This window comes from Paracoccus hibiscisoli (genome assembly GCF_005048265.1).
GTDB classification, from domain to species: Bacteria; Pseudomonadota; Alphaproteobacteria; order Rhodobacterales; family Rhodobacteraceae; genus Paracoccus; species Paracoccus hibiscisoli.
In genome coordinates, this window is record NZ_SUNH01000006.1 from 102677 (window position 1) to 120193 (window position 17517).

The window sequence follows — 17517 nt, forward strand, 5'->3', positions numbered from 1 at the left end:
GTCATGGCTATTTCGCAAACGACCGTCACCGGGTCGTTCAAAACGCCTGCCAATACGGACGCTAGGGTCATGGCGGTGATTTTCCGGCTGATCGGTTCCGATTTTGAAAACGGAGAACTCGTCACCGTCAACAGCGTTCCGTCACTCGTGGACCCGGACAACGGCGATTTCCAGATCACTGTCTGGCCCAATGACAAGGGATCGCGCGGCGGGACGAGCTACAACGTCACCTATATTTTCGATGATGCCTCGGTCGTCACAGGCCTAAGCAACGTGATCGTTCGTTATTCCCCCGATCCCTGGACGCTGGAGGATCTCGACTTTCAGATGCGGGCATCACGCCAGCTTGCACAGCGCCAGATCAGGGAGGTCACGGCGGCGCAATTCGATGCGTTGACCTCGCCCGACCCGAACACCGTCTATCTGATCATCGGGTGATGCAATGAAGGATTACATCCTCCGCCGCATCGTAGCCGCCTATGTGACGGACGCGAACGGCGTCCCGACGGCAATCGACATCCTAGACCATCTGGGCGTGTCGCTGCTATCCGGCCTCACGCCGCAGCCCCCGCAGGTCATCGGCGCGCTGGACGCCATCAGCCTGACCGTTGGCGAAGATCCGGTGACGGTAGATCTGGCAACCGCATTCAGCGGCGCGACGAGCTACGAGACAAGCGCCCTCCCTGCTGGCGTGACCCGCAGCGGCGCGATCATCACCGTCACCGCAGGGGCTGTGCTGGCAGCGACCACCATCACCATCCGGGGCCGCAACGCCGGGGGCCTGTCCGAACCTGTCACGCTGTCTGTCGCGGTTGCCGCCGCCCCGCCGCAGCTCGCCACCCCCGCCAGTATCAGCCCCGCGTCTGGCCCGGTCGGAACCGTGTTCACTATCACCCCCGCCATCTGGTCGGGCACCGGTCCCTTCACCCGCGCTGGCACGCTGGAGCAGGCGGGCGTTGTGGTCGAGACTCGCAGCGGATCGAGCATCGCGCCCTTCCCCTTCACCGGAACTGCCACCGGCCCGCTGCCGTGGTCCGAAACAATCAGCGGACCCGGCGGCAGCGCATCGGCGGAGGCATCGGCCACCATCGCCAATACCGCGCCATCGCTGGCCCCGGCTCAGATCACCGTATCTGGCGACGATCTGGTGTTCCCGGCCCCGGCCATCACCGGAGGCGCGCCGCTGCCATCCCTGTCCATGACGGCCCTGACCGTGAATGGCACCAGCATCATCGGCAGCCTGAGCGGCAACACCCTGATCGGGGCTGCGATCCCGACCAGCCAAACGCGGGTCTACTTCGTCACCTGGACGGCGACGAACGGCACCGTGCCGAACGCGGTCAGGACGGCGACATATACCATCGAGGCTGTGGCCCAGGCCGAATGGCAGGTCAGCGCCGGGCCTGGGCCGAACCAAGCCACACTTACCAGCGTCCCCGTGCCCCCGCCCGTGATCGCCACGGCGGGCCCGGATGCCAACCAAGTCACCATTGAAATGGGAGCGGCCTGATGCCGACGAATTACCTTCTGGTCAGTGCGCCGCTGGACGGCGAGATTGTGCCTATTGTCGGCGGAACGCCCGGAGCGAGAAGCCCGCAGCTTTCGGGCCTTGCCGTTGGCGAAGCGCGATTTATCAACACGGCGGACCCGTCTGCCGTTGTTACGATCTTCGATCCCATCACCGGCCTGCCGTCTTTCAACGTGCCTTCGGGCCAGTTGGTCGTGGTGACGGGCTTCGCCCCAGGGTCTGACCCGATCAGCTTTACGCTGACCGAACCCGCTGCTTATGCCGGAACATATGCCGTCAGCGCCGACGATCTGGTGACGGGGCCGGTGTGCCTTGTCCCGCCGCAGATTGTGGATGCCACTCAGAACCCTGGCTGGGTTGTCGCCATTCCGGGCCTGTGGGTCAGCTTTTCTGGTAGCGTCACTAGATCTGGGCAATGGCTGCGAAACGGCGAGGCGATCTCGGATTCCAACATTTCGTTCGACATCTATCCAGCTTATGAGATCGACCCGGACGCAGATGGCGGAACGACGATCCAATACCGCGAGACGGTGACGGACGCTGCTGGATCGCGTTCGGCGCAGCCAGTGAACGGGCTTGCGGTTCCAGCAGCCCCAAGCGGCATTGCTACCGGCCTGACCGACCTCGGGACGTTCACTAATACTCAGAGCGGGTTTGATCGAAGCATTCCAATTGAACTAGGCGCGGCTGATCCCAACAAGAAAATCGTCATGATCATCACCATGGACGGTAACATCACAGCCAGCACTGTGCGCATCGAGGCTGGCGGGGTGGATTATCCGCTGGAAGCGATCCAGTCGTATAGCGTAGGAAGTGTGCGCCTCCGACTGTATGAAGGGCCGATTCCTGTGGGCGGCGCTGCAACTGTCAAGTGGACGCAAGCCGTTAGCCTCCAGGTACAAAATTTCGTTCAGCTTATCGCTGCGAAAGGTGTCAACCGGAAGATCGCGACAGGCGGATCGGTCACTGTCCCCAACCCAGTTACGCCGATCACCCAGAACGTCGCCGTCGCTGTCGATGATTACACGATCCATGCCGTCGCCGCCGCCCCCGGCGCAGCCTTGTTCACCGGAACCAGCTTCGGAACGAAAATCACGGACGCCACGGCGTTCAATTCCTCCCGCGTTTACACCGCACTCGGCAAAGCGACTGCTGCGAATGCGGCCCTTGCATTGTCTGTCACCCCGCCCGCGCCTGGTGCCGCTGTCCAGATCGCCGCAGTTTACGGAGCCTGAACCATGCCTCTTTATTTTCACAGCCCCCTGCTGGCGGGTGAGCCGTTCGCAGTAACCGCAGGCGAGGGTATGGTTCCCGGAGAGGTATCGGTCACCGAATGGGGGGAGGTCGCAACCTCTGTTCCCATCGCCGCTGCGCGCGACGGGCGCATGTCTATCGTGGACTATGATCTGGCGTCTGTGTCACATGGCGAGGTGTCGCCCGCGCCAGGTGGATCGACGTATGTGGACCTAAACGACCTCCCCCCCGGAAACGGGCTGACGCAGATCGCAGCGACGACCACCGATGGCGGTAGCATTTCTATCGAGGTCAGGCCCCGAAACACGCTGCACAGTTTCTCAAACGGTCGCGGATGGATGCTGCCCATCGACCCGTCCACCGGTCGGCTGCAATTCGAGATCGGGCGCAACGGGAGGAAATACTACGCCACGGCGGGCGCGCACGGCTACACAAAGCAGATGATTGCTGACGAAACCGGGCTATCTCTTTCCGCAGTTTCGGACAGTTACATTCGGACAAGCACCGTTTATGGACGCTCCCCCGAAAAGGCCCTTAACATCGAAACGGTTCTGAATATCTGGGCTTCAGATACAAGGGGGCTGTTCAATTCTAACTGGCTTATTCTACAGAGAGGCTATGATTACTCTAATGTTGAAAAAGTTTTCATAAATAACCAAGGATGGGTTTCCAGGTCGGCATCAGGCGAAAGTCCGCTGCATCCAATCCTTATTACCTCTTATGGAGACTTGGCCCTAGACACCCCTGTTCTTAAAGGTATCGAGGCCAACTTCCAGAATGAAGAGATTTACACTTGGCTTGCCTACCAAGATGTTGATTTTAAGCGTTACAAGGTTGCATCAGGGTTTTCTTCGATTTTCAGCCATGTGAAAATTGTCAATAAGGATTTCAATTTCAAGGGCGGGCATCGGACCCTTTATATGTGCGCCGGAATAAATGCCACTTGGTTCAAAGAAGAGCTATCCCCGCGCCTGTATTGGGGCGGCGACAGCCCGAGTGGAACTCCCCCGCATGATGGAGCTTGCGGAGTCTATCACTCGGGCACGCTTTCTCTGCTGATGCTCAAGTGCTTTATCGACCAAGCCGGGTGGAGCGACGGCTTTAGCCGCCTTGACCCGTCTATTGATTTCCCACTTTATCCTACCGAACTTGTTCACAACGTTTATGGCCAATACGGCAGCTTGAACGTTATCATCCGCGAACTGTTCACGTCTCGTGCGGGGGCGCAGGGCATCCAGCAGCGCGGGGGCGGTGTGATCGAGGACGTGTTCTTTCTGGACAACAATATCGCGGGGAACAATTTCGGGGTCGGGGCATACAACATTCCCGGCGAGGGAAACAAACCCGTTTATCGGCACACCGTCACCACATCATGCGGTGGCCGACGCGGACCTAACCGCCCACCCGCGCGGAATTGGGGGCTTGAAGTGGGAAGCCGTGGCGGGGTTGCGCACAACACGATCTTCATGCACGCGCGAAACCCTAATGATCCGGTCGAGATAGCGACCAGGATTGCAGGAAGAAACTCATTTGATCCGCGTCACCCTGACACTGAGTTGGGGTGGTGGGTTCGCTCATTCGTCCACAACTATGCGACCGAGTGGACCTCTCAAGAAAATGCTGTGGCTCTGGGTCGCGATCCTGCCATGCTGAACCAAGTCACTGTGCAGAATTTCATTTCAACGCGGATGGACACGACTGGCATTGAGGAGATCGACAAGATCCAGGCATATTGCATGTTCATGCGAACGCTGACCCCGGCGCAGCGCGTGGCGGAACTGCAAGCCGTTCTGGCCTATTTCCGCGCCCCGTGGGGCCTAAACATTCCCGCGCGCATCAACCCGACGACTGCGGTTTTCCAGCCCGCGACCGAGATCACGTCCGGCATCCTCTACGCCGACCGGGACAACTGGTCCACGCAGGACGTGCCGGGCGTCGACCACCTTGACGCGGTGCAGGCACGCGGGGTTTCCGTGCGCTTCGGCGAAGTCACGGCCAACCTGACCGAATACGACAGCGAAGGCGGAAAGCTGGAACTGTCCTCAGGCAAGATGACCATCACAGCTCTGAAGAACTGCCGCGAGGTCAAGACGATCATTGCCGGGCAGCTTTGGCTGAACACGCAGCAGAACGTCCAGGCATACAGGGCGGAGAGCGGGCGGATCGTCTTCGGCGGTGCAGCCAGCGGCCACAATCTGATCGTGGACGGCCAAAGCCCTGAAGTCGCGTTGGGCATGAACCACACCATCGCCAGCGGCAAGGTCATGGACCTGCGCTGCGGACGGCAGGGCGCGGTCGGCTGGATCGGAACCGGCGCGGCGACACTGACCATTGCCAGCGGCGCCACGCTGCGGTTCCGGCGGTTCACGCTGGACAGCACTGTGGCGGCCGCCGTCACCGCTGCCAGCCGTATGTCCGCGCTGGAGCGGTTCCGCCTGTCCGGGGATCATCCCGCGCCCACCGTGACGGCCAACGTCGTTCTGGCGGCTGGCTCGATTGTCGAAGTTGACACGGCGGGCGTTGCCCCCGGCACCTATGACCTGACCGGGCCGGGCGTCACGGTCGCTGACGACGGCGCGACCCTGCCGGCAGGCGTTGCGGTGGTCGGCGGCGTGCTGCGGCTGACGGTCAGCTAACCTTCTTGCGGCGCTTTCGCATCATCGCGAGAGCGCCAAAGCCGAGAGGCAAGAGCGCAGATGATGCTGGCAGTGGCACCGGGGCTATCTGAATGTTCTCAACGGCCAAATCGACCCAGCCCACATTGGGCAAATTTTTGGCCGTTAAAGTCAAAAGGTTTTCCTCACCTCTATTAAGGAAAGAAAGCACGAAACTCTCTCCCATAGGACTGGTGCCGGTCGCGAAGAAACCACCTCCCCAAGACTGATCTGCGATATTCCATTTCTTACCAAGTGAGGTTAGCGTAATATCGGCGCAATAATCTGCAGGCAAGTAAGTGATTGATGCGCGCATTGGTATACCAGTTTCTTTCGTATATGGCCCATAAGATGTAATGCTCGATCCGTCATCAGTTTCGGCCTCTTTAAAGAACAGATCGAACGTGTATTTGACCTTCGTTCCCATGATCGGGGGGTCGTAATAGTCGGAACGATCGCAGTAACCCGTCGCCGCTTGCGCAGCCGATCCAATACCCGCCACTGCCATCGCAGCCAAAATCGTACTCTTAATCATCTTCCACCTCTCGCGCCGAATCGACGTTGGTTTCACCAATGCGTGAATAGTCTGCGCGTTGCGCAAAAGAGTCACGGCGATTCACGAGACGGTTACTCAACCCAAAATTGAACAGCCAAGGAGTCCAGCATGATGGTGCTGCAAAAAACGCATGCTTGATCTAATCCGCGACATGCTGACCAGTCCAGGATCACCCGCCGATGCCTATGGCTGGGGTGCTGCGCTGCTGGCGCATGCCTTCATCGGCGTGATCCTGACAGCGCTGATCGGGTGGATCGCGGGCGCGTGGCGCGGGGCTGCGATCGCATCTGGCGGCTATCTGCTGATCTGGGAGGGCGCGCAGATCGCCATCTTCGGCGGGGGCGTGCCTGATGGCCTCGTGGACGCCGCTGCGGTGGCCTGTGGCGCTGTCGTGGCGGCAGGTGCATGGCGAAACCGGGGCGCCGCTGTGGGGGCCGCTCTGGCACTTCTGGCGGTGATCGGGATCGCGGGCGTGAGGAGGCGGCGATGAACTTGGCGGACTTCATATCCGAGGTTGGCGGCGGCTTGGCGGGCGTCGTGATCGTTGTCCAGGGCTGGGCCAACTGGATCCAGTACAAGCGCAATGGCGAGCTGCAGGACAAGATGCTGGAGATGGCCCAATCCATGGTCAAGGAAAGCCGCGACCTGATCACCGACACCAACAAGACCACAGCGGCCAACACCGAGATCATGGGCCGCGCGGTTCGTCTGCTGGAGGACCGGCGATGATGGGTAGGCTCATCCGACAGCTGACCGGCCACGGCCGGCGCGCCGAACGCGCAGACACGATCATGCGTGATCACATGGAAAGTTCGGCCCCGGAAAAGCGGGCCATCAAGGCGCGGGTGGCGGCGATCGAGCGCCTCGTGGAAAAGCTGGAGAAGGACGCCAACACATGTCACTGACTATCGGCCTGATCGCGATGATCAACGCCCTCGGCTATTTCGCCGTGATCTGGGCTTTCCGTGCCAGCTTCCGCGAACTGCGTTCCGCGACCTGGTGGTTCGCCACGGGCTTCATGATCCTGGCGGGCGCCATCATCCTGCGCGGCCTTTATTGGGATGTGGCTCTGCCGCTGATGCGGCTGTGGGTACCTGGCTTTGCCGTGCAGTGGTCTGACGCCACCCGCGGCCGGATGATCAACGTCGTCTTCGGCCTGATGAAGATGGCGTCGTTCTTCTGCGCGCTCAAATGCCGCCAGATGCTGATACCCGAAAGCGAACGGGCCCAGTGGCCGATCTGGCGCGCCTGGATGCACCCGACCAAGATCCGGCTGCTTCCCTGGCGGTAAAAAGGTTGGGCCTCAAGCCCTGCGCATCGCTGTTCCCTTCCGGTGGAAGTCTGAAAACTGCACGACGTTATGAAGGGGATCTGTCGGTATCTGGCAATCTCGCAGCCAGCGTTCCGGCCAGTCTGGACCCGTGGCCACATAGCAGGACATGCAGCCATGACGGACCGCATTCATCGGCACCTTTTCGTTGCCGCATGTATCGCACCAAAGAATATCCCACATAGCGATCCCTTTCTTCACCCTCGAGCCGTCGTAGCAGAGGAAAGGTTTACTGACGGTTAAGGGCATACATAACAGCGAGATAACTGCCCTACTCACCCAAGCCCCGCCATCGTGCGGGGCTTTTGCATTGGAGCATCCCATGACCCGCGAACCCATCCGGTCCATCCAGACCGGCCTGAACGCGCTTGGCTACTCGCCAGGCCCGATTGATGGCTACTACGGCAAGAACACCCGTGAGGCGGCCGAACGCTGGCTGGCGGCCGGCGGACGGGCGGCACCGGCCCCGTTTCCGGCTTCGGCTCCGGTGCCCGCCGTCCCGAGGCCTGCCAACGCAGCCATGATCTACCAGGGCAATGCCCGATACCCGGTGACCGAGATCATCGTCCACTGCGCCGCCACCCGGCCCGACTGGATGGCCGGCCGCCCGATCGCCGACAAGGCAGCCGAGATCCGGCGCTGGCATATGAGCGCGCCGCTGAACTGGAAGGACATCGGCTATCACTGGATCATAGACCGCGACGGCAAGGTTCTGGCCGGCCGCGCCGAGAATGTGATCGGCGCCCACGCCGGCGCGGTCAAGAACCGCGGCACCTTGGGCGTCTGCCTGCTTGGCGGCCATGGCTCGGCCGAGACCGACCGATTCGCGCAGCACTACACCGGCCAGCAGGACATCACCCTGCGCCAGATGATCGACGCGATCAGCCTGCGCACCGCGATCCGCAAGATCAGCGGCCACAACGAATATGCCGCCAAGGCCTGCCCGGGCTTTGACGTGACCACTTGGCTGAAAGGAGCCTGACCATGAACCGCATCACCCCCGCCCTAGCCGGTATCACAACCGCGCTGATCATCGCCCCTGTGGCCGCCTTGGGCGCCGGCAGCCTGTCTGGCTTCGTCGACCAAGGCCTCGCCTGGCTGGCCGCTGCCATTGCAACGGCCGCCGTCTCTGCCATCGCCGCCGTCATCACGCGGGTTGTGGGGGTGACGCTTGACGCGCGCGCCCGTGCGACGATTGAGACCGCCCTGCAGCGCGCCGCGCGTCTGGCGCTGGAATGGCTGCTGGCCGAAGCTGCCGACAACCCGCTTGGCCAGCGTCTGTCCACGGCGGCCCGTTCGATGCTGCCCTATGTCGATGAAGGCGCGCGCGGGTCGCTGAAGCGCTTTGGCCTCGACGCCAGCCAGACCGCGCGAAATCATCTGCACGACATGGCCCGCGCCGAACTGATCAAGCAGCTGGGCGAGGTGGCCCCGGACAAGCTGGCCCAGGCTCTCAGCCAGGTTCCGGGTCTGGACGTGCGAAAGCCATAGGGAGGTCGCGCGATTGGGGGCAAGCCCCTAGGTCCGTGCAGGCGGTCAGCTCTCTTTTCCGTTGTCTTGGTCCGGGTGATCGGCATCATGCGTGCGGGATTGTCTTAGGTAATTGAGGTGACTTGGATGGCGAAAAAGACATGGGCCGAACGCAGCACTGGCCAGAAGGCACTGATCATCGGTGCTTGGGGTCTCATAGGGCTATTTGTGTACGGTCAGGTGATGCGGGACGACGGTAGTCAGGACGCCTCAGAAGCGGCGGCCGTCGCGGCAGCTGGTCCGGTTGCTTGTGGCGATCAGGAACTGGCATGGCGCGCCCCAATGCGTGCCAAAGACTATGTCCGCGATGCATTGATTTCCCCTAGCTCGGCCAAATTCCAGAACGATGAGACCTATCTGATGCCAAGCAACGACGCCTTTTGCATCTACACCGTGACCGGCGCCGTCGATGCAGCGAATAGGTTTGGTGTCATGATCCGGCACGATTACGCGGCAAAGGTTCAATACAGCCGAACCGACGATGCATGGTCGCCCGTCGAAGTCGCGGTTGCTGAACCATAGGCCCGGCCCTCAATCCGCAACCCTTGTAGAATTGTTGCCAATCTGTTCACGTTTCGTGAACGGAGGAATCATCGTGTCAGTTCACTATGTCCGCGTCGAATGCGCCTGCGGTCATCACTCGATGATTGGCACCTCTAGCTGGCTGCACCGAGACGAGCTGCTGCGCCGCGCCAGATGCTCGGTCTGCGGTAAGCTGGGGGCGGTGAACATGTCTCTCCATGTCGTGGCAACCGGGATGGGTAGAAGCATAGACGACCAATTGGCAGACCTTGCAGGGGTGCGGATCTTCACCGTGTGACGCCGGGTGCGCGCGGTGTCGGCGCCGCCAGGTCGGACCGGATCGAACCCGGCCGGTCCTTCGAAACTAGAAAGTGTCCCACGCCCTGTTCCGGCCTGGGACACTTTTCGTTTTTTCTCAGTAAAATCAATGAAAAATACTGGCTTTGGTAGGCCCGGAGGGACTACTATCGCCTACTGCGCTGTGGGGGGGATACTATGCCAGTAATGTTTCGACAACTCGGCTTCCAGGCGCGCGACGAAGGCCAAGCTGATGGCCTGACGGGCGTGCGCCGAACGCCCCAGGCCGCCGCGGTGGACAAAACCGTGTCCGAGATCCCGGGCTATGTCCCCCGGTCCGTGCCCGAGGCTCTGCAACACGCAGTTGTGGACGCACGTCCGTCGCGGTGGGCCTGTGGCTTACCTAGAATTAACCTTGGTCTGGTATCCGTCCCACAGGAGGCCCACCATGGATGATTTTAAGATCGTACCTACGCCTAGGGGCGCCATTGTCCACCTGCCTGACCTGTCGGCCGAGTTGTTCTGGACTGAAAATGGATGGATGGTCGGCCAGTTTTCGCAGACTAAAACCAAGTCGCGGGTCGAGGTCGAAGCGCAGTTGTATGAGATGATCCAGACGATAGAGCGCATTAGAGGCGGGCATGGCCTTGGCGAGAGTTTGCCGTAGCCAGGGGGCGTGCCTCCCAGGCTACAGCCGTCGTCTAAGAAATGATGCGTCAAGTGGGGCGCAACCCATCACAACTACCTATCGACGTTCACAACGATCCTAGTTAAGCTATCCTCACAAGCGTTCTTCATTTGTTCCAATCGGGAGGTATCTTTGGGAAAAGTGGGTGCCACCGTCATGGGATCTATCATGGGCGGCTTCTCGACAGTAGCTGCTATGGTTCTTTGGTTCGGATGGGGGTTACCTCACGGCAATGAAAAAGCACATGTAGATCCCACGAGAGCGGACTATATTGACCTGCTCCTGACTATGGTAACCATACTTCTTGGCGCTATTGGGTTAGCTGTCACGGTGGGAGCGCTGGTGATAGGTCTGGTTGCCCTAAAAACTTTACGTGAAATCAAAACTGAAGCTGCAACCGAAGCAAAAATTGCGGCTGGCAACAAGATTGCAGCTGAACTTGCCCCTAGCGTAGATGCCAAAGTTCGCGAAGCCTTGCCCGCCGCACTTCCATCAGCTTTGATGAACGACGATCTAGCCGACAAAATCCTTACTGAGATGGCTGGTCGGGGAGAACTAGACGCGGTGCTTGAACGTGTCGTGGCCCGATTGCAGGGCGGTCCCACAGATGATCCCGAGCAACCCGATGATAATTGAGTCGATCAGAACTGACAGAAGAGAGGGCGCAACTATGGACGGCAATACGCAGAGCATGACCGCTCCGAATGGCTGGGAAGTTAAGTCGCCGTCACGCGAGTACTTGAACCTTCCTGCCACTGTTCGGCAAGAGATTGACAGGTTCTTGGCGGAGTACCCGGTAAAACTAGGGGCAATAGCTGAACGCTTGGGTGTCAAAGTGCTGCTGTCGACGCTGCCGCGCGGTACCTCTGGGCAGATTGGCCAAGAAAATGGCGACTTTGTCATCCGTATTAATCGTCATGAAGCCAAGCACCGCCAGCGCTTCACTCTTGCGCACGAGCTGGCGCACTTTCTTTTGCACCGGGACCGAGTTGTCGCAGAGGGAGGCTGGTCTGAGAACGTACTTCTCCGCGCTCCCAATCAGCCGCTCCAGATTGAGTACGAGGCAAACCGTCTTGCATCTGATCTCGTGATCCCCTCAAGTGTGTTGGCTAACGCCACCGCTGAATATACTGGGCCAATGACCAGTGAGATTATTGAGGATCTCGCCCGGCGTTTTGGGGTCTCGACGGCGGCGATGGAAATTAAACTACAGATGGTTTGAGAGGGCTACGCGGCACATGGAAGTTACAGAGTACCTAGTGACCTTGTGCATTCGCCGTGCCGAACTGAGCGGCCTGAAAGAACTGCCGGGCAGCACGAAAGACCGGCTGACCCCTCTCGTGCTTTTGGCGCCTTGGCTATCCACATCTCCGCTCTCAAAGGCCATCGACAAGTTCGAGGACGCCTATCCTGGCAGACCCTATTTCATTGATGTGGACACTTATTACCATCCCGGGGAAAACAACAACGAGGCAAAGGATACGTGGGCTGAGCTGGCGAAGAACCCCGCTGACATCCAGGTCTGGCACGCGCTGTTACTACCATACCCAAACGCCAATCCTTGTTTGTTGATGGCCGGCTCAACCATCGAAAGTGCTCGGGCTCAGATCGATTGGGCACGAAGTCATGATCGATCCTTTTGCCTGCGCATGAACATGGCTGGGCCCGGGATCCCCACATGGATGCCGATCCTAGTGAGAGAACTCGCAGCCGAAGGAGCCATAGATTATGCAGTTGTGTTTGACTTTGGACTCGTACCAAGTGCGCTAGATGTCGCGCCGGTGGCCGCTGGTTACATCACTAGCTTCTTTTCAGATGTGCCACCAGAGATACCAATCGCTGTCTGCTGCACAACTTTTCCAACTGATTTCATTGTGTTTGATGGAATTGAGGAACTCAGCTTTTCCAACCGCGAACTTCTCGCGCAGATAAAGCGTGCAACAAACCATCCAAGGATGATCTACGGTGACTGGGGCTCAACAAAGCCGAGATCCTACGGCCACGCCAGTACACCAAGAAATCGAATTGACTACCCGACAGACACAGGTTGGCTAATTGCCCGTGAAAATGGTGGGCCAATGTCGTTTCAGACTGCCGCAAAACGAATAATTTCCGCAAAAGGGAAGTGGTCCGGCGGATTGGGGATTTGGGGCGAACAGCTGATTGAGGGCGCGGCTTTGGGCCAAGCGTTTGCAATAGATACCATGCCCAAAATGTATTCGGCACGGATTAATATTCATCTGCACCGGCAGGCATATTACGGGCAGCTTCCTCCGCCAGAAGCACTGGATGAGGCTTGGAGCGACGATCTTTAATAAATTTGCATAACAGATCCTCCGCCCCTACACGCCGTCCGGGGTAAAGCCGCCGAAACCATGACGAGTGGTGCTGTTCATCCATCAAGATCTTCGCTCGATCTTCACGGATTCGAGGGCCGAAGCGCCTAAGAAAGTGGGCTAGCTGGCGTCTGATAACTGCGGTCACAAGCCTCACAATTTGCCAGAAGTCTGCCAGGAAAACGTTTCCAAACCGCTACGCAACTCATTGAAATGTTGTGCAGCGGTTGGCGCCTATTTTCCAACCTAACTCGCTGGAGGCAAAGGATTCGCGTGGTCCCTTCGGGTGCACCAGTTTCCCTAACCGACGCGATGGCGACGCCAGACCTCGATCATCCAGGCCAGCATGATCGCGTTCAGGATATGCCACATGAAATGCGTGCCGATAGGCAGCACCGCGCAGCTGGCCTCATCCAGCGTGCGGAAGGTCAGCGACACGACCAGCAGCCCCGCGCCGATCGCCAGCCCGCGCGCGACCTGCGGCAACCGCCGGCGCAACAGCAGCGCATAGACGCCGATCAGCAGCGGCACGGGCGCATAGCTGGCCGACGACCCCAGCCCCGGCACCTGCTGGAACAGCGGCACGGTCAGGGCGGCATAGGGGATGAACCCCGCCGTCACCACCGCCGCCACCCAGGGCCGCGCGCCGAAATAATCGCGCGTTGCGGCAAAGACATAAAGCAGGATGAAGGCGACGATCGGCACCACGTCCATCAGGCTGGTCAAGGGATTCGCGTGGGTGTGAAACAGCCAGGACCCGATGCCGATGACGAACAGCACCCCCGCCATCAGCCGCCCCATCGCCAGGCCCGGCCCCTGCAGCCGCCGCCAGATCAGCACGGCGGCCAGCAGAAAGGCCAGGTTGGTCAGGGCGTTGATCGGTTCGGACCAGTAATCCGGGCCGGTGCGTTCGCAATAGGCGTCGACGGGGGCGAACCAATCCATCTCAGCCATCCGCCCGGCTGGTCCGCCGCTCCATGAAGAACCACGGCCGCAGCTTGACCCCCAGAATATTGCCCGCAAAGGCCGCCACCGCCCACAGATAGCCATGCAGGCTGCCCGACGCGATCCCCGAGAAATAGGCCCCGATGTTGCAGCCATAGGCGATGCGCGCCCCGTATCCCAGCATGAGGCCCCCCACCACCGCCGCGATCACCGACCGCAGCGGGATGCGCAGTGACGGCGCAAAGCGCCCCGCCAGCGACGCCGCCAGCATGGCCCCCGCGATGATGCCGAAATTCATGATCGTGGTGATGTCGGCAAAGATCGACGATTGCAGCGCTTGGGCATTGGCGGGGCGCTGCCAATAGCCCCAGGCGGTCGGATCGATCCCCACCAGCTGCGCGATCTTGGCGCCCCACAGCGCAAAGGCCGCGGTGATGCCCCAGGGCCGCCCGGAAATCGCCAGCGTCAGAAAGTTCAGCACCACCAGCGCCACCGCGCCTGCCACCAGCGGCCAGGGCCCGCGCAGCCAGCGCGCCGCACCATGGACCGGGCTGTCGGGCGCCTGCTCCAGCGTGCCATGGCGGCGGCGTTCGACCCGCAGCGTCATGAGCGCGATGGCGCCAAAGATCGCCAGCGACAGCGCGATGCCGCCCCATGCGCCGAAGGGCTGCCACAGGGCCATAGGCTCCAGCGAGGGCAGGCTGGCCCACCAGTCGAAATGGACGGTGCCCAGCAGCGATCCAACGATGAAGAAGACCAGCGTGATCAGCATCCGGGCATTGCCGCCCCCAGCCGTGAACAGCGTCCCCGAGGCGCAGCCTCCGCCCAGCTGCATCCCGATGCCAAAGATGAACGCCCCCGCGATCACCCCCAGACCGGCGGGAGAGACCAGGCCCCGCACCTCGTTCCCGAACAGCGTGCCCGAGGACAGCGCCGGAAAGAACAGCAGCACCGCCATCGCCAGCAGCAGCATCTGGACCCGCAGCCCGCGCCCCCGCCCGTCCAGGATGAACACCCGCCAGGCCGAGGTGAAGCCGAAGGCCGCGTGATACAGCGACAGGCCCAGGGCCCCGCCGATCAGGAACAGCGCGCCCTGCGCCGGGCCATAGGTCAGGGTCAGCCCGACCGTGCCCAGGGCCAGCGCCACCAGCGCCCCCACGCCCGGCGCGCCCAAAGGCGGCAGGCCCATTCCGGGTCGGCCCATTCCGGGTCGGGAGGACAGGATCTGTGCGTCGGCCATGGCGGTTCCTTTGTCATGGTTCGGGATGCGTCCGCGCAGATGGCCCCGAAGCCCCCCGATTGGCAAGCCCCGCCCGTCATAGCAGGAAGTGGTCGGCCTCCAGCTCCAGCCGCCCGGCCAGGCGGATGATCATGTCGGGCGTGCGGTCTCCGTTCACGTCGACCAGCAGGCGCGTGGCCCCGTCCATGTGATCCCACCGCAGCGAGCGCATCCCGTCGTGCGGGCCGGTCCCGGCAAAGGTCAGGTTCAGCGCCCGCAGGTCGATCATGTCCTCTCCCGGGCGGAAATCGGTGATCAGGTCTGCCAATCCGCGCGCGCTGTCGGCCACGGAATTGAAGCGGAACACATCCGCCCCCATGCCGCCGGTCAGCACGTCCTGACCCAGCCCGCCGATGATCGTGTCGTTGCCCTGCTGGCCCAGCAGCGTGTCGCGGCCCGGACCGCCGTCTAGCAGGTCGTTGCCCATCCCGCCCTCGGCCCGGTCATTGCCCGCCCCGGCGCGGATCGTGTCCCACCCCGGCCCGCCAAAGACCAGATCATCGCCCGCACCCGCCAGGATGATATCGTTGCCCATGTCGCCATACAGCGTGTCGCGCCCCGCCCCCGCGGTCAGCCGGTCATTGCCCATGCCGCCCGCCATCCAGTTGTTGCCCAGCATGTCGGTCAGATGATCCGCGCCCTCGTTCCCGAACAGGCGATCATTACCCGCGCCCCCGATCAGCGTGTCGTTGCCCATGCCGCCATGCAGCGAGTCGTTGCCACCATTGCCCAGGATGCGGTCGTTGCCCGCACCGCCGCGCAGCATGTTGCCCACGGCGTTGCCCTGCACCACGTCATTGCCCGAGCCGGCGACATAGCCCTCGATCAGGGTGCCCGGCGCGATCTGCAGATTGCCGCGCAGGCCCCAGACATCGGAGGACGCGCCCATGCGCAGATCGACCCGCTGATCCATCCCGTCGCGCGAGAAGTTGATGGTGTCGAACCCGCCCGCATCATAGATCGTCATCGCGACGTCGCGCGCATCCTCGATGCCGGGCAGCTGCGCGCCGTTCTGCGCCGCAAAGATCCGGCCCAGCCAGCTGTCGCCCAAGGTGTGGCCCAGCCCATAGACGGTGTTGCCCGCCGTCAGCGTGCCGGCGCCCGCCGCCCCGTAGAGCCGCTGGATCGCGATGATGTCCGCCGGCATCAGCGTCGCCGCGAAGGCATAGGAGGCGTCGATGTTCGGATTTCTAGTCTGGGCGAAATAGGACATGACCGAGGCCTGCCAGCTGTCATTGGCAAAGCGCGCGTCGCCCGGAAAGGTGCCGCCGCCGTTATAGGGGCCCATATGGCCCAGACCCAACGCGTGGCCGATCTCGTGCAAGTATGTCTGGAAGGTGTAGGTGCCGATCCGGTTGCCTTCGGACTGGTGCCAGCCGCGGTCGATATTGAGAACCGACGACACCACCCGCCCGTCCAGCGTCATGGTGGCACCGGCATAGGCGCCCCGATCATTCTCGGTAAAGCGGATCTCGGCCCGGGTGGTCGTCTCGCGGAACTGCAGATCGGCCACGGCGGCCCAAGCCTGCAGGGCGCTTCGCGCCATCGCCTGCCCCGCCGGCCCCAAGCCCGACAGATCGACCGTGATGATGTTGTCGGTCCGCACGTCATAGGCGCGCGGCACCAGCCCTTTGTCGATCCAGTAGCCGCGCGTCAGATAGGTTGCCATCGTGTCCAGCGACGCGGGGCGGAGCGGCTGCAAGACCTGTGCGGTCAGCTGAAAGCCGCCGATGCTGTTGTGATGACCTTCCACGCTAAGATAATAGGTGCCTGACTGGGGCGCGGTAAACACCATGCGGCTGTTCAGCCCCTGTCCCTCGTTATCGACGAACCGGAGAAACCCGCCCTGCGGACTGTAAAGCTCCACCACAGGATCCAACAGCGGAGAGCGGCCCGCGCCGCGCAGCTCGAACACATAGCTGCGGCCCGCCTCCAGCGCGATGCCTACCCAATCCTCGTCACAGCGCCCGTCGATCGCCCCGACAAAGGAATCCCCCACCGCCATGCGATAGGCCGTTCCCTGACGCGGTGCGGCATCAGCCGTCTCGCGGATCACCGCACGCAGGGAATCGATCCCGGTCCCCGCCAGCCCGGACAGCGCGCAGGACGGATCAAAGGGGCGTATCGCGGCGCAGATGGTGCACATGGATGGGGTTCCTTGTCAGTCGGGCTGACCATGGCGCAGCAGGTCGCAGGCAAAGTTGCGGTAATCGATGGCCGTCATGTCGTGGTCGCTGACGCTGACGCTGAAATCCAAGCGCAATCCGGGTCGGTCGCCCTGTGGGTCGGTCACGTCCAGACGAGCCGACAGCGATGCCGGGCCGGTTGCCAGCACATGCAGGCGCAGCGACCGGTCCGGTCCCGCAGCCCGCAGCGCATCACACAGCGCTGCTGTCACGCGGGCATCCGTGCTCGGTTCAGCGGCGCCTTCGATCAGCGCGGGCATGGTAGGAGCCGACCCGGCCCTGATCCGGCAGGCCGCCAGCAGCAGCGGGCTGGCCGCCAGTTCAAGGGCCTGAAGATGCGCAGGATGCCGCATGAAAACCGTGACCCGACCCTGATGAAACACCGACCGCCCAAGGCGGAGCAAGACTTGAT

20 protein-coding genes are annotated in these 17517 nt (G+C 61.7%); 15 read left to right on the forward strand and 5 right to left on the reverse strand.

Features of this window, described 5'->3' with window-relative positions:
* Positions 1-3 precede the first annotated feature (3 nt).
* Genes FA740_RS04565 through FA740_RS04580 form a run of 4 tightly spaced genes read left to right on the forward strand, consistent with a single transcriptional unit; the run spans position 4 to position 5418 of the window.
* Positions 4-438: a phage upper tail fiber protein gene (locus FA740_RS04565; protein WP_136855595.1), complete on the forward strand. Its 435-nt coding sequence runs from the start codon at positions 4-6 to the stop codon at positions 436-438.
* Positions 439-442: 4 nt separating this feature from the next.
* Complete coding sequence (locus tag FA740_RS04570; RefSeq protein ID WP_136855596.1) at positions 443-1510, forward strand: hypothetical protein; 1068 nt, start codon at positions 443-445, stop codon at positions 1508-1510.
* Positions 1510-2763, forward strand: a complete 1254-nt coding sequence (locus tag FA740_RS04575) for a hypothetical protein (protein ID WP_136855597.1) — start codon at positions 1510-1512, stop codon at positions 2761-2763. Before FA740_RS04570 ends, FA740_RS04575 begins: the two co-directional genes overlap by 1 nt.
* Positions 2764-2766: 3 nt before the next feature.
* On the forward strand, positions 2767-5418 hold the full coding sequence (locus tag FA740_RS04580) for a hypothetical protein (protein ID WP_136855598.1): 2652 nt from the start codon (positions 2767-2769) through the stop codon (positions 5416-5418).
* Here the strand turns inward: FA740_RS04580 and FA740_RS04585 are convergent.
* A complete protein-coding gene (locus FA740_RS04585) occupies positions 5411-5971 on the reverse strand; it encodes a VPLPA-CTERM sorting domain-containing protein (protein ID WP_136855599.1) in 561 nt (186 codons plus the stop codon). The genes FA740_RS04580 and FA740_RS04585 overlap by 8 nt on opposite strands.
* A gap of 151 nt (positions 5972-6122) precedes the next feature.
* On the opposite strand from FA740_RS04585, the gene FA740_RS04590 reads away from it, so the two are divergent.
* The 11 genes from FA740_RS04590 to FA740_RS04640 all read left to right on the forward strand — a co-directional run bounded on the left by FA740_RS04590 (position 6123) and on the right by FA740_RS04640 (position 12674).
* Positions 6123-6482 carry a hypothetical protein gene (locus tag FA740_RS04590; protein ID WP_136855600.1) on the forward strand — a complete coding sequence of 120 codons (360 nt, stop codon included), beginning with the start codon at positions 6123-6125 and terminating at the stop codon, positions 6480-6482.
* Positions 6479-6721 (forward strand): hypothetical protein, encoded by a 243-nt coding sequence (locus FA740_RS04595; protein ID WP_136855601.1) that lies wholly within the window; start codon positions 6479-6481, stop codon positions 6719-6721. Before FA740_RS04590 ends, FA740_RS04595 begins: the two co-directional genes overlap by 4 nt.
* The gene (locus FA740_RS04600) at positions 6718-6897 is read left to right on the forward strand and encodes a hypothetical protein (RefSeq protein ID WP_136855602.1); all 180 of its coding nucleotides are present in this window, start codon (positions 6718-6720) and stop codon (positions 6895-6897) included. Before FA740_RS04595 ends, FA740_RS04600 begins: the two co-directional genes overlap by 4 nt.
* A 17-nt stretch (positions 6898-6914) precedes the next feature.
* Positions 6915-7283: a hypothetical protein gene (locus FA740_RS04605; RefSeq protein WP_136855603.1), complete on the forward strand. Its 369-nt coding sequence runs from the start codon at positions 6915-6917 to the stop codon at positions 7281-7283.
* Between the two features lie 361 nt (positions 7284-7644).
* On the forward strand, positions 7645-8304 hold the full coding sequence (locus FA740_RS04610) for a peptidoglycan recognition protein family protein (RefSeq protein WP_136855700.1): 660 nt from the start codon (positions 7645-7647) through the stop codon (positions 8302-8304).
* 2 nt (positions 8305-8306) lie between these two features.
* Positions 8307-8813 carry a hypothetical protein gene (locus FA740_RS04615; protein ID WP_136855604.1) on the forward strand — a complete coding sequence of 169 codons (507 nt, stop codon included), beginning with the start codon at positions 8307-8309 and terminating at the stop codon, positions 8811-8813.
* A gap of 126 nt (positions 8814-8939) precedes the next feature.
* Entirely contained in the window at positions 8940-9374 is a 435-nt protein-coding gene (locus tag FA740_RS04620) for a hypothetical protein (RefSeq protein WP_136855605.1), read from the forward strand.
* A 745-nt stretch (positions 9375-10119) separates the two neighbouring features.
* Positions 10120-10338 (forward strand): hypothetical protein, encoded by a 219-nt coding sequence (locus FA740_RS04625; RefSeq protein ID WP_136855606.1) that lies wholly within the window; start codon positions 10120-10122, stop codon positions 10336-10338.
* A 189-nt stretch (positions 10339-10527) separates the two neighbouring features.
* Positions 10528-10995, forward strand: coding sequence for a hypothetical protein (locus FA740_RS04630; protein WP_136855607.1), 468 nt, complete (start codon positions 10528-10530; stop codon positions 10993-10995).
* Between the two features lie 34 nt (positions 10996-11029).
* On the forward strand, positions 11030-11581 hold the full coding sequence (locus tag FA740_RS04635; protein WP_136855608.1) for an ImmA/IrrE family metallo-endopeptidase: 552 nt from the start codon (positions 11030-11032) through the stop codon (positions 11579-11581).
* A gap of 16 nt (positions 11582-11597) precedes the next feature.
* Positions 11598-12674, forward strand: coding sequence for a beta family protein (locus FA740_RS04640; RefSeq protein ID WP_136855609.1), 1077 nt, complete (start codon positions 11598-11600; stop codon positions 12672-12674).
* A 321-nt stretch (positions 12675-12995) separates the two neighbouring features.
* On the opposite strand, the gene FA740_RS04645 is transcribed toward FA740_RS04640, so the two are convergent.
* From FA740_RS04645 to FA740_RS04660, 4 genes are all read right to left on the reverse strand, one after another.
* On the reverse strand, positions 12996-13640 hold the full coding sequence (locus FA740_RS04645) for a ceramidase domain-containing protein (RefSeq protein WP_136855701.1): 645 nt from the start codon (positions 13638-13640) through the stop codon (positions 12996-12998).
* Between the two features lies 1 nt (position 13641).
* Positions 13642-14880, reverse strand: coding sequence for a YeeE/YedE family protein (locus FA740_RS04650; RefSeq protein ID WP_169306215.1), 1239 nt, complete (start codon positions 14878-14880; stop codon positions 13642-13644).
* Between the two features lie 76 nt (positions 14881-14956).
* A complete protein-coding gene (locus FA740_RS04655; RefSeq protein WP_136855610.1) occupies positions 14957-17065 on the reverse strand; it encodes a M10 family metallopeptidase in 2109 nt (702 codons plus the stop codon).
* A gap of 15 nt (positions 17066-17080) precedes the next feature.
* Positions 17081-17458, reverse strand: coding sequence for a hypothetical protein (locus FA740_RS04660; protein WP_136855611.1), 378 nt, complete (start codon positions 17456-17458; stop codon positions 17081-17083).
* Positions 17459-17517: the final 59 nt, after the last annotated feature.

Bases quoted from the DNA above. Each gene is read 5' to 3' on its own strand.
- FA740_RS04640 (WP_136855609.1), top strand. From the start codon at position 11,598: ATGGAAGTTACAGAGTACCTAGTGACCTTGTGCATTCGCCGTGCCGAA.
- FA740_RS04570 (WP_136855596.1), top strand. From the start codon at position 443: ATGAAGGATTACATCCTCCGCCGCATCGTAGCCGCCTATGTGACGGAC.
- FA740_RS04615 (WP_136855604.1), top strand. From the start codon at position 8,307: ATGAACCGCATCACCCCCGCCCTAGCCGGTATCACAACCGCGCTGATC.
- FA740_RS04575 (WP_136855597.1), top strand. From the start codon at position 1,510: ATGCCGACGAATTACCTTCTGGTCAGTGCGCCGCTGGACGGCGAGATT.
- FA740_RS04655 (WP_136855610.1), bottom strand. From the start codon at position 17,065: ATGTGCACCATCTGCGCCGCGATACGCCCCTTTGATCCGTCCTGCGCG.
- FA740_RS04660 (WP_136855611.1), bottom strand. From the start codon at position 17,458: ATGCGGCATCCTGCGCATCTTCAGGCCCTTGAACTGGCGGCCAGCCCG.
- FA740_RS04600 (WP_136855602.1), top strand. From the start codon at position 6,718: ATGATGGGTAGGCTCATCCGACAGCTGACCGGCCACGGCCGGCGCGCC.
- FA740_RS04630 (WP_136855607.1), top strand. From the start codon at position 10,528: ATGGGCGGCTTCTCGACAGTAGCTGCTATGGTTCTTTGGTTCGGATGG.
- FA740_RS04590 (WP_136855600.1), top strand. From the start codon at position 6,123: ATGCTTGATCTAATCCGCGACATGCTGACCAGTCCAGGATCACCCGCC.
- FA740_RS04610 (WP_136855700.1), top strand. From the start codon at position 7,645: ATGACCCGCGAACCCATCCGGTCCATCCAGACCGGCCTGAACGCGCTT.
- FA740_RS04585 (WP_136855599.1), bottom strand. From the start codon at position 5,971: ATGATTAAGAGTACGATTTTGGCTGCGATGGCAGTGGCGGGTATTGGA.
- FA740_RS04595 (WP_136855601.1), top strand. From the start codon at position 6,479: ATGAACTTGGCGGACTTCATATCCGAGGTTGGCGGCGGCTTGGCGGGC.
- FA740_RS04635 (WP_136855608.1), top strand. From the start codon at position 11,030: ATGGACGGCAATACGCAGAGCATGACCGCTCCGAATGGCTGGGAAGTT.
- FA740_RS04650 (WP_169306215.1), bottom strand. From the start codon at position 14,880: ATGGCCGACGCACAGATCCTGTCCTCCCGACCCGGAATGGGCCGACCC.
- FA740_RS04580 (WP_136855598.1), top strand. From the start codon at position 2,767: ATGCCTCTTTATTTTCACAGCCCCCTGCTGGCGGGTGAGCCGTTCGCA.
- FA740_RS04605 (WP_136855603.1), top strand. From the start codon at position 6,915: ATGATCAACGCCCTCGGCTATTTCGCCGTGATCTGGGCTTTCCGTGCC.
- FA740_RS04625 (WP_136855606.1), top strand. From the start codon at position 10,120: ATGGATGATTTTAAGATCGTACCTACGCCTAGGGGCGCCATTGTCCAC.
- FA740_RS04645 (WP_136855701.1), bottom strand. From the start codon at position 13,640: ATGGATTGGTTCGCCCCCGTCGACGCCTATTGCGAACGCACCGGCCCG.
- FA740_RS04620 (WP_136855605.1), top strand. From the start codon at position 8,940: ATGGCGAAAAAGACATGGGCCGAACGCAGCACTGGCCAGAAGGCACTG.
- FA740_RS04565 (WP_136855595.1), top strand. From the start codon at position 4: ATGGCTATTTCGCAAACGACCGTCACCGGGTCGTTCAAAACGCCTGCC.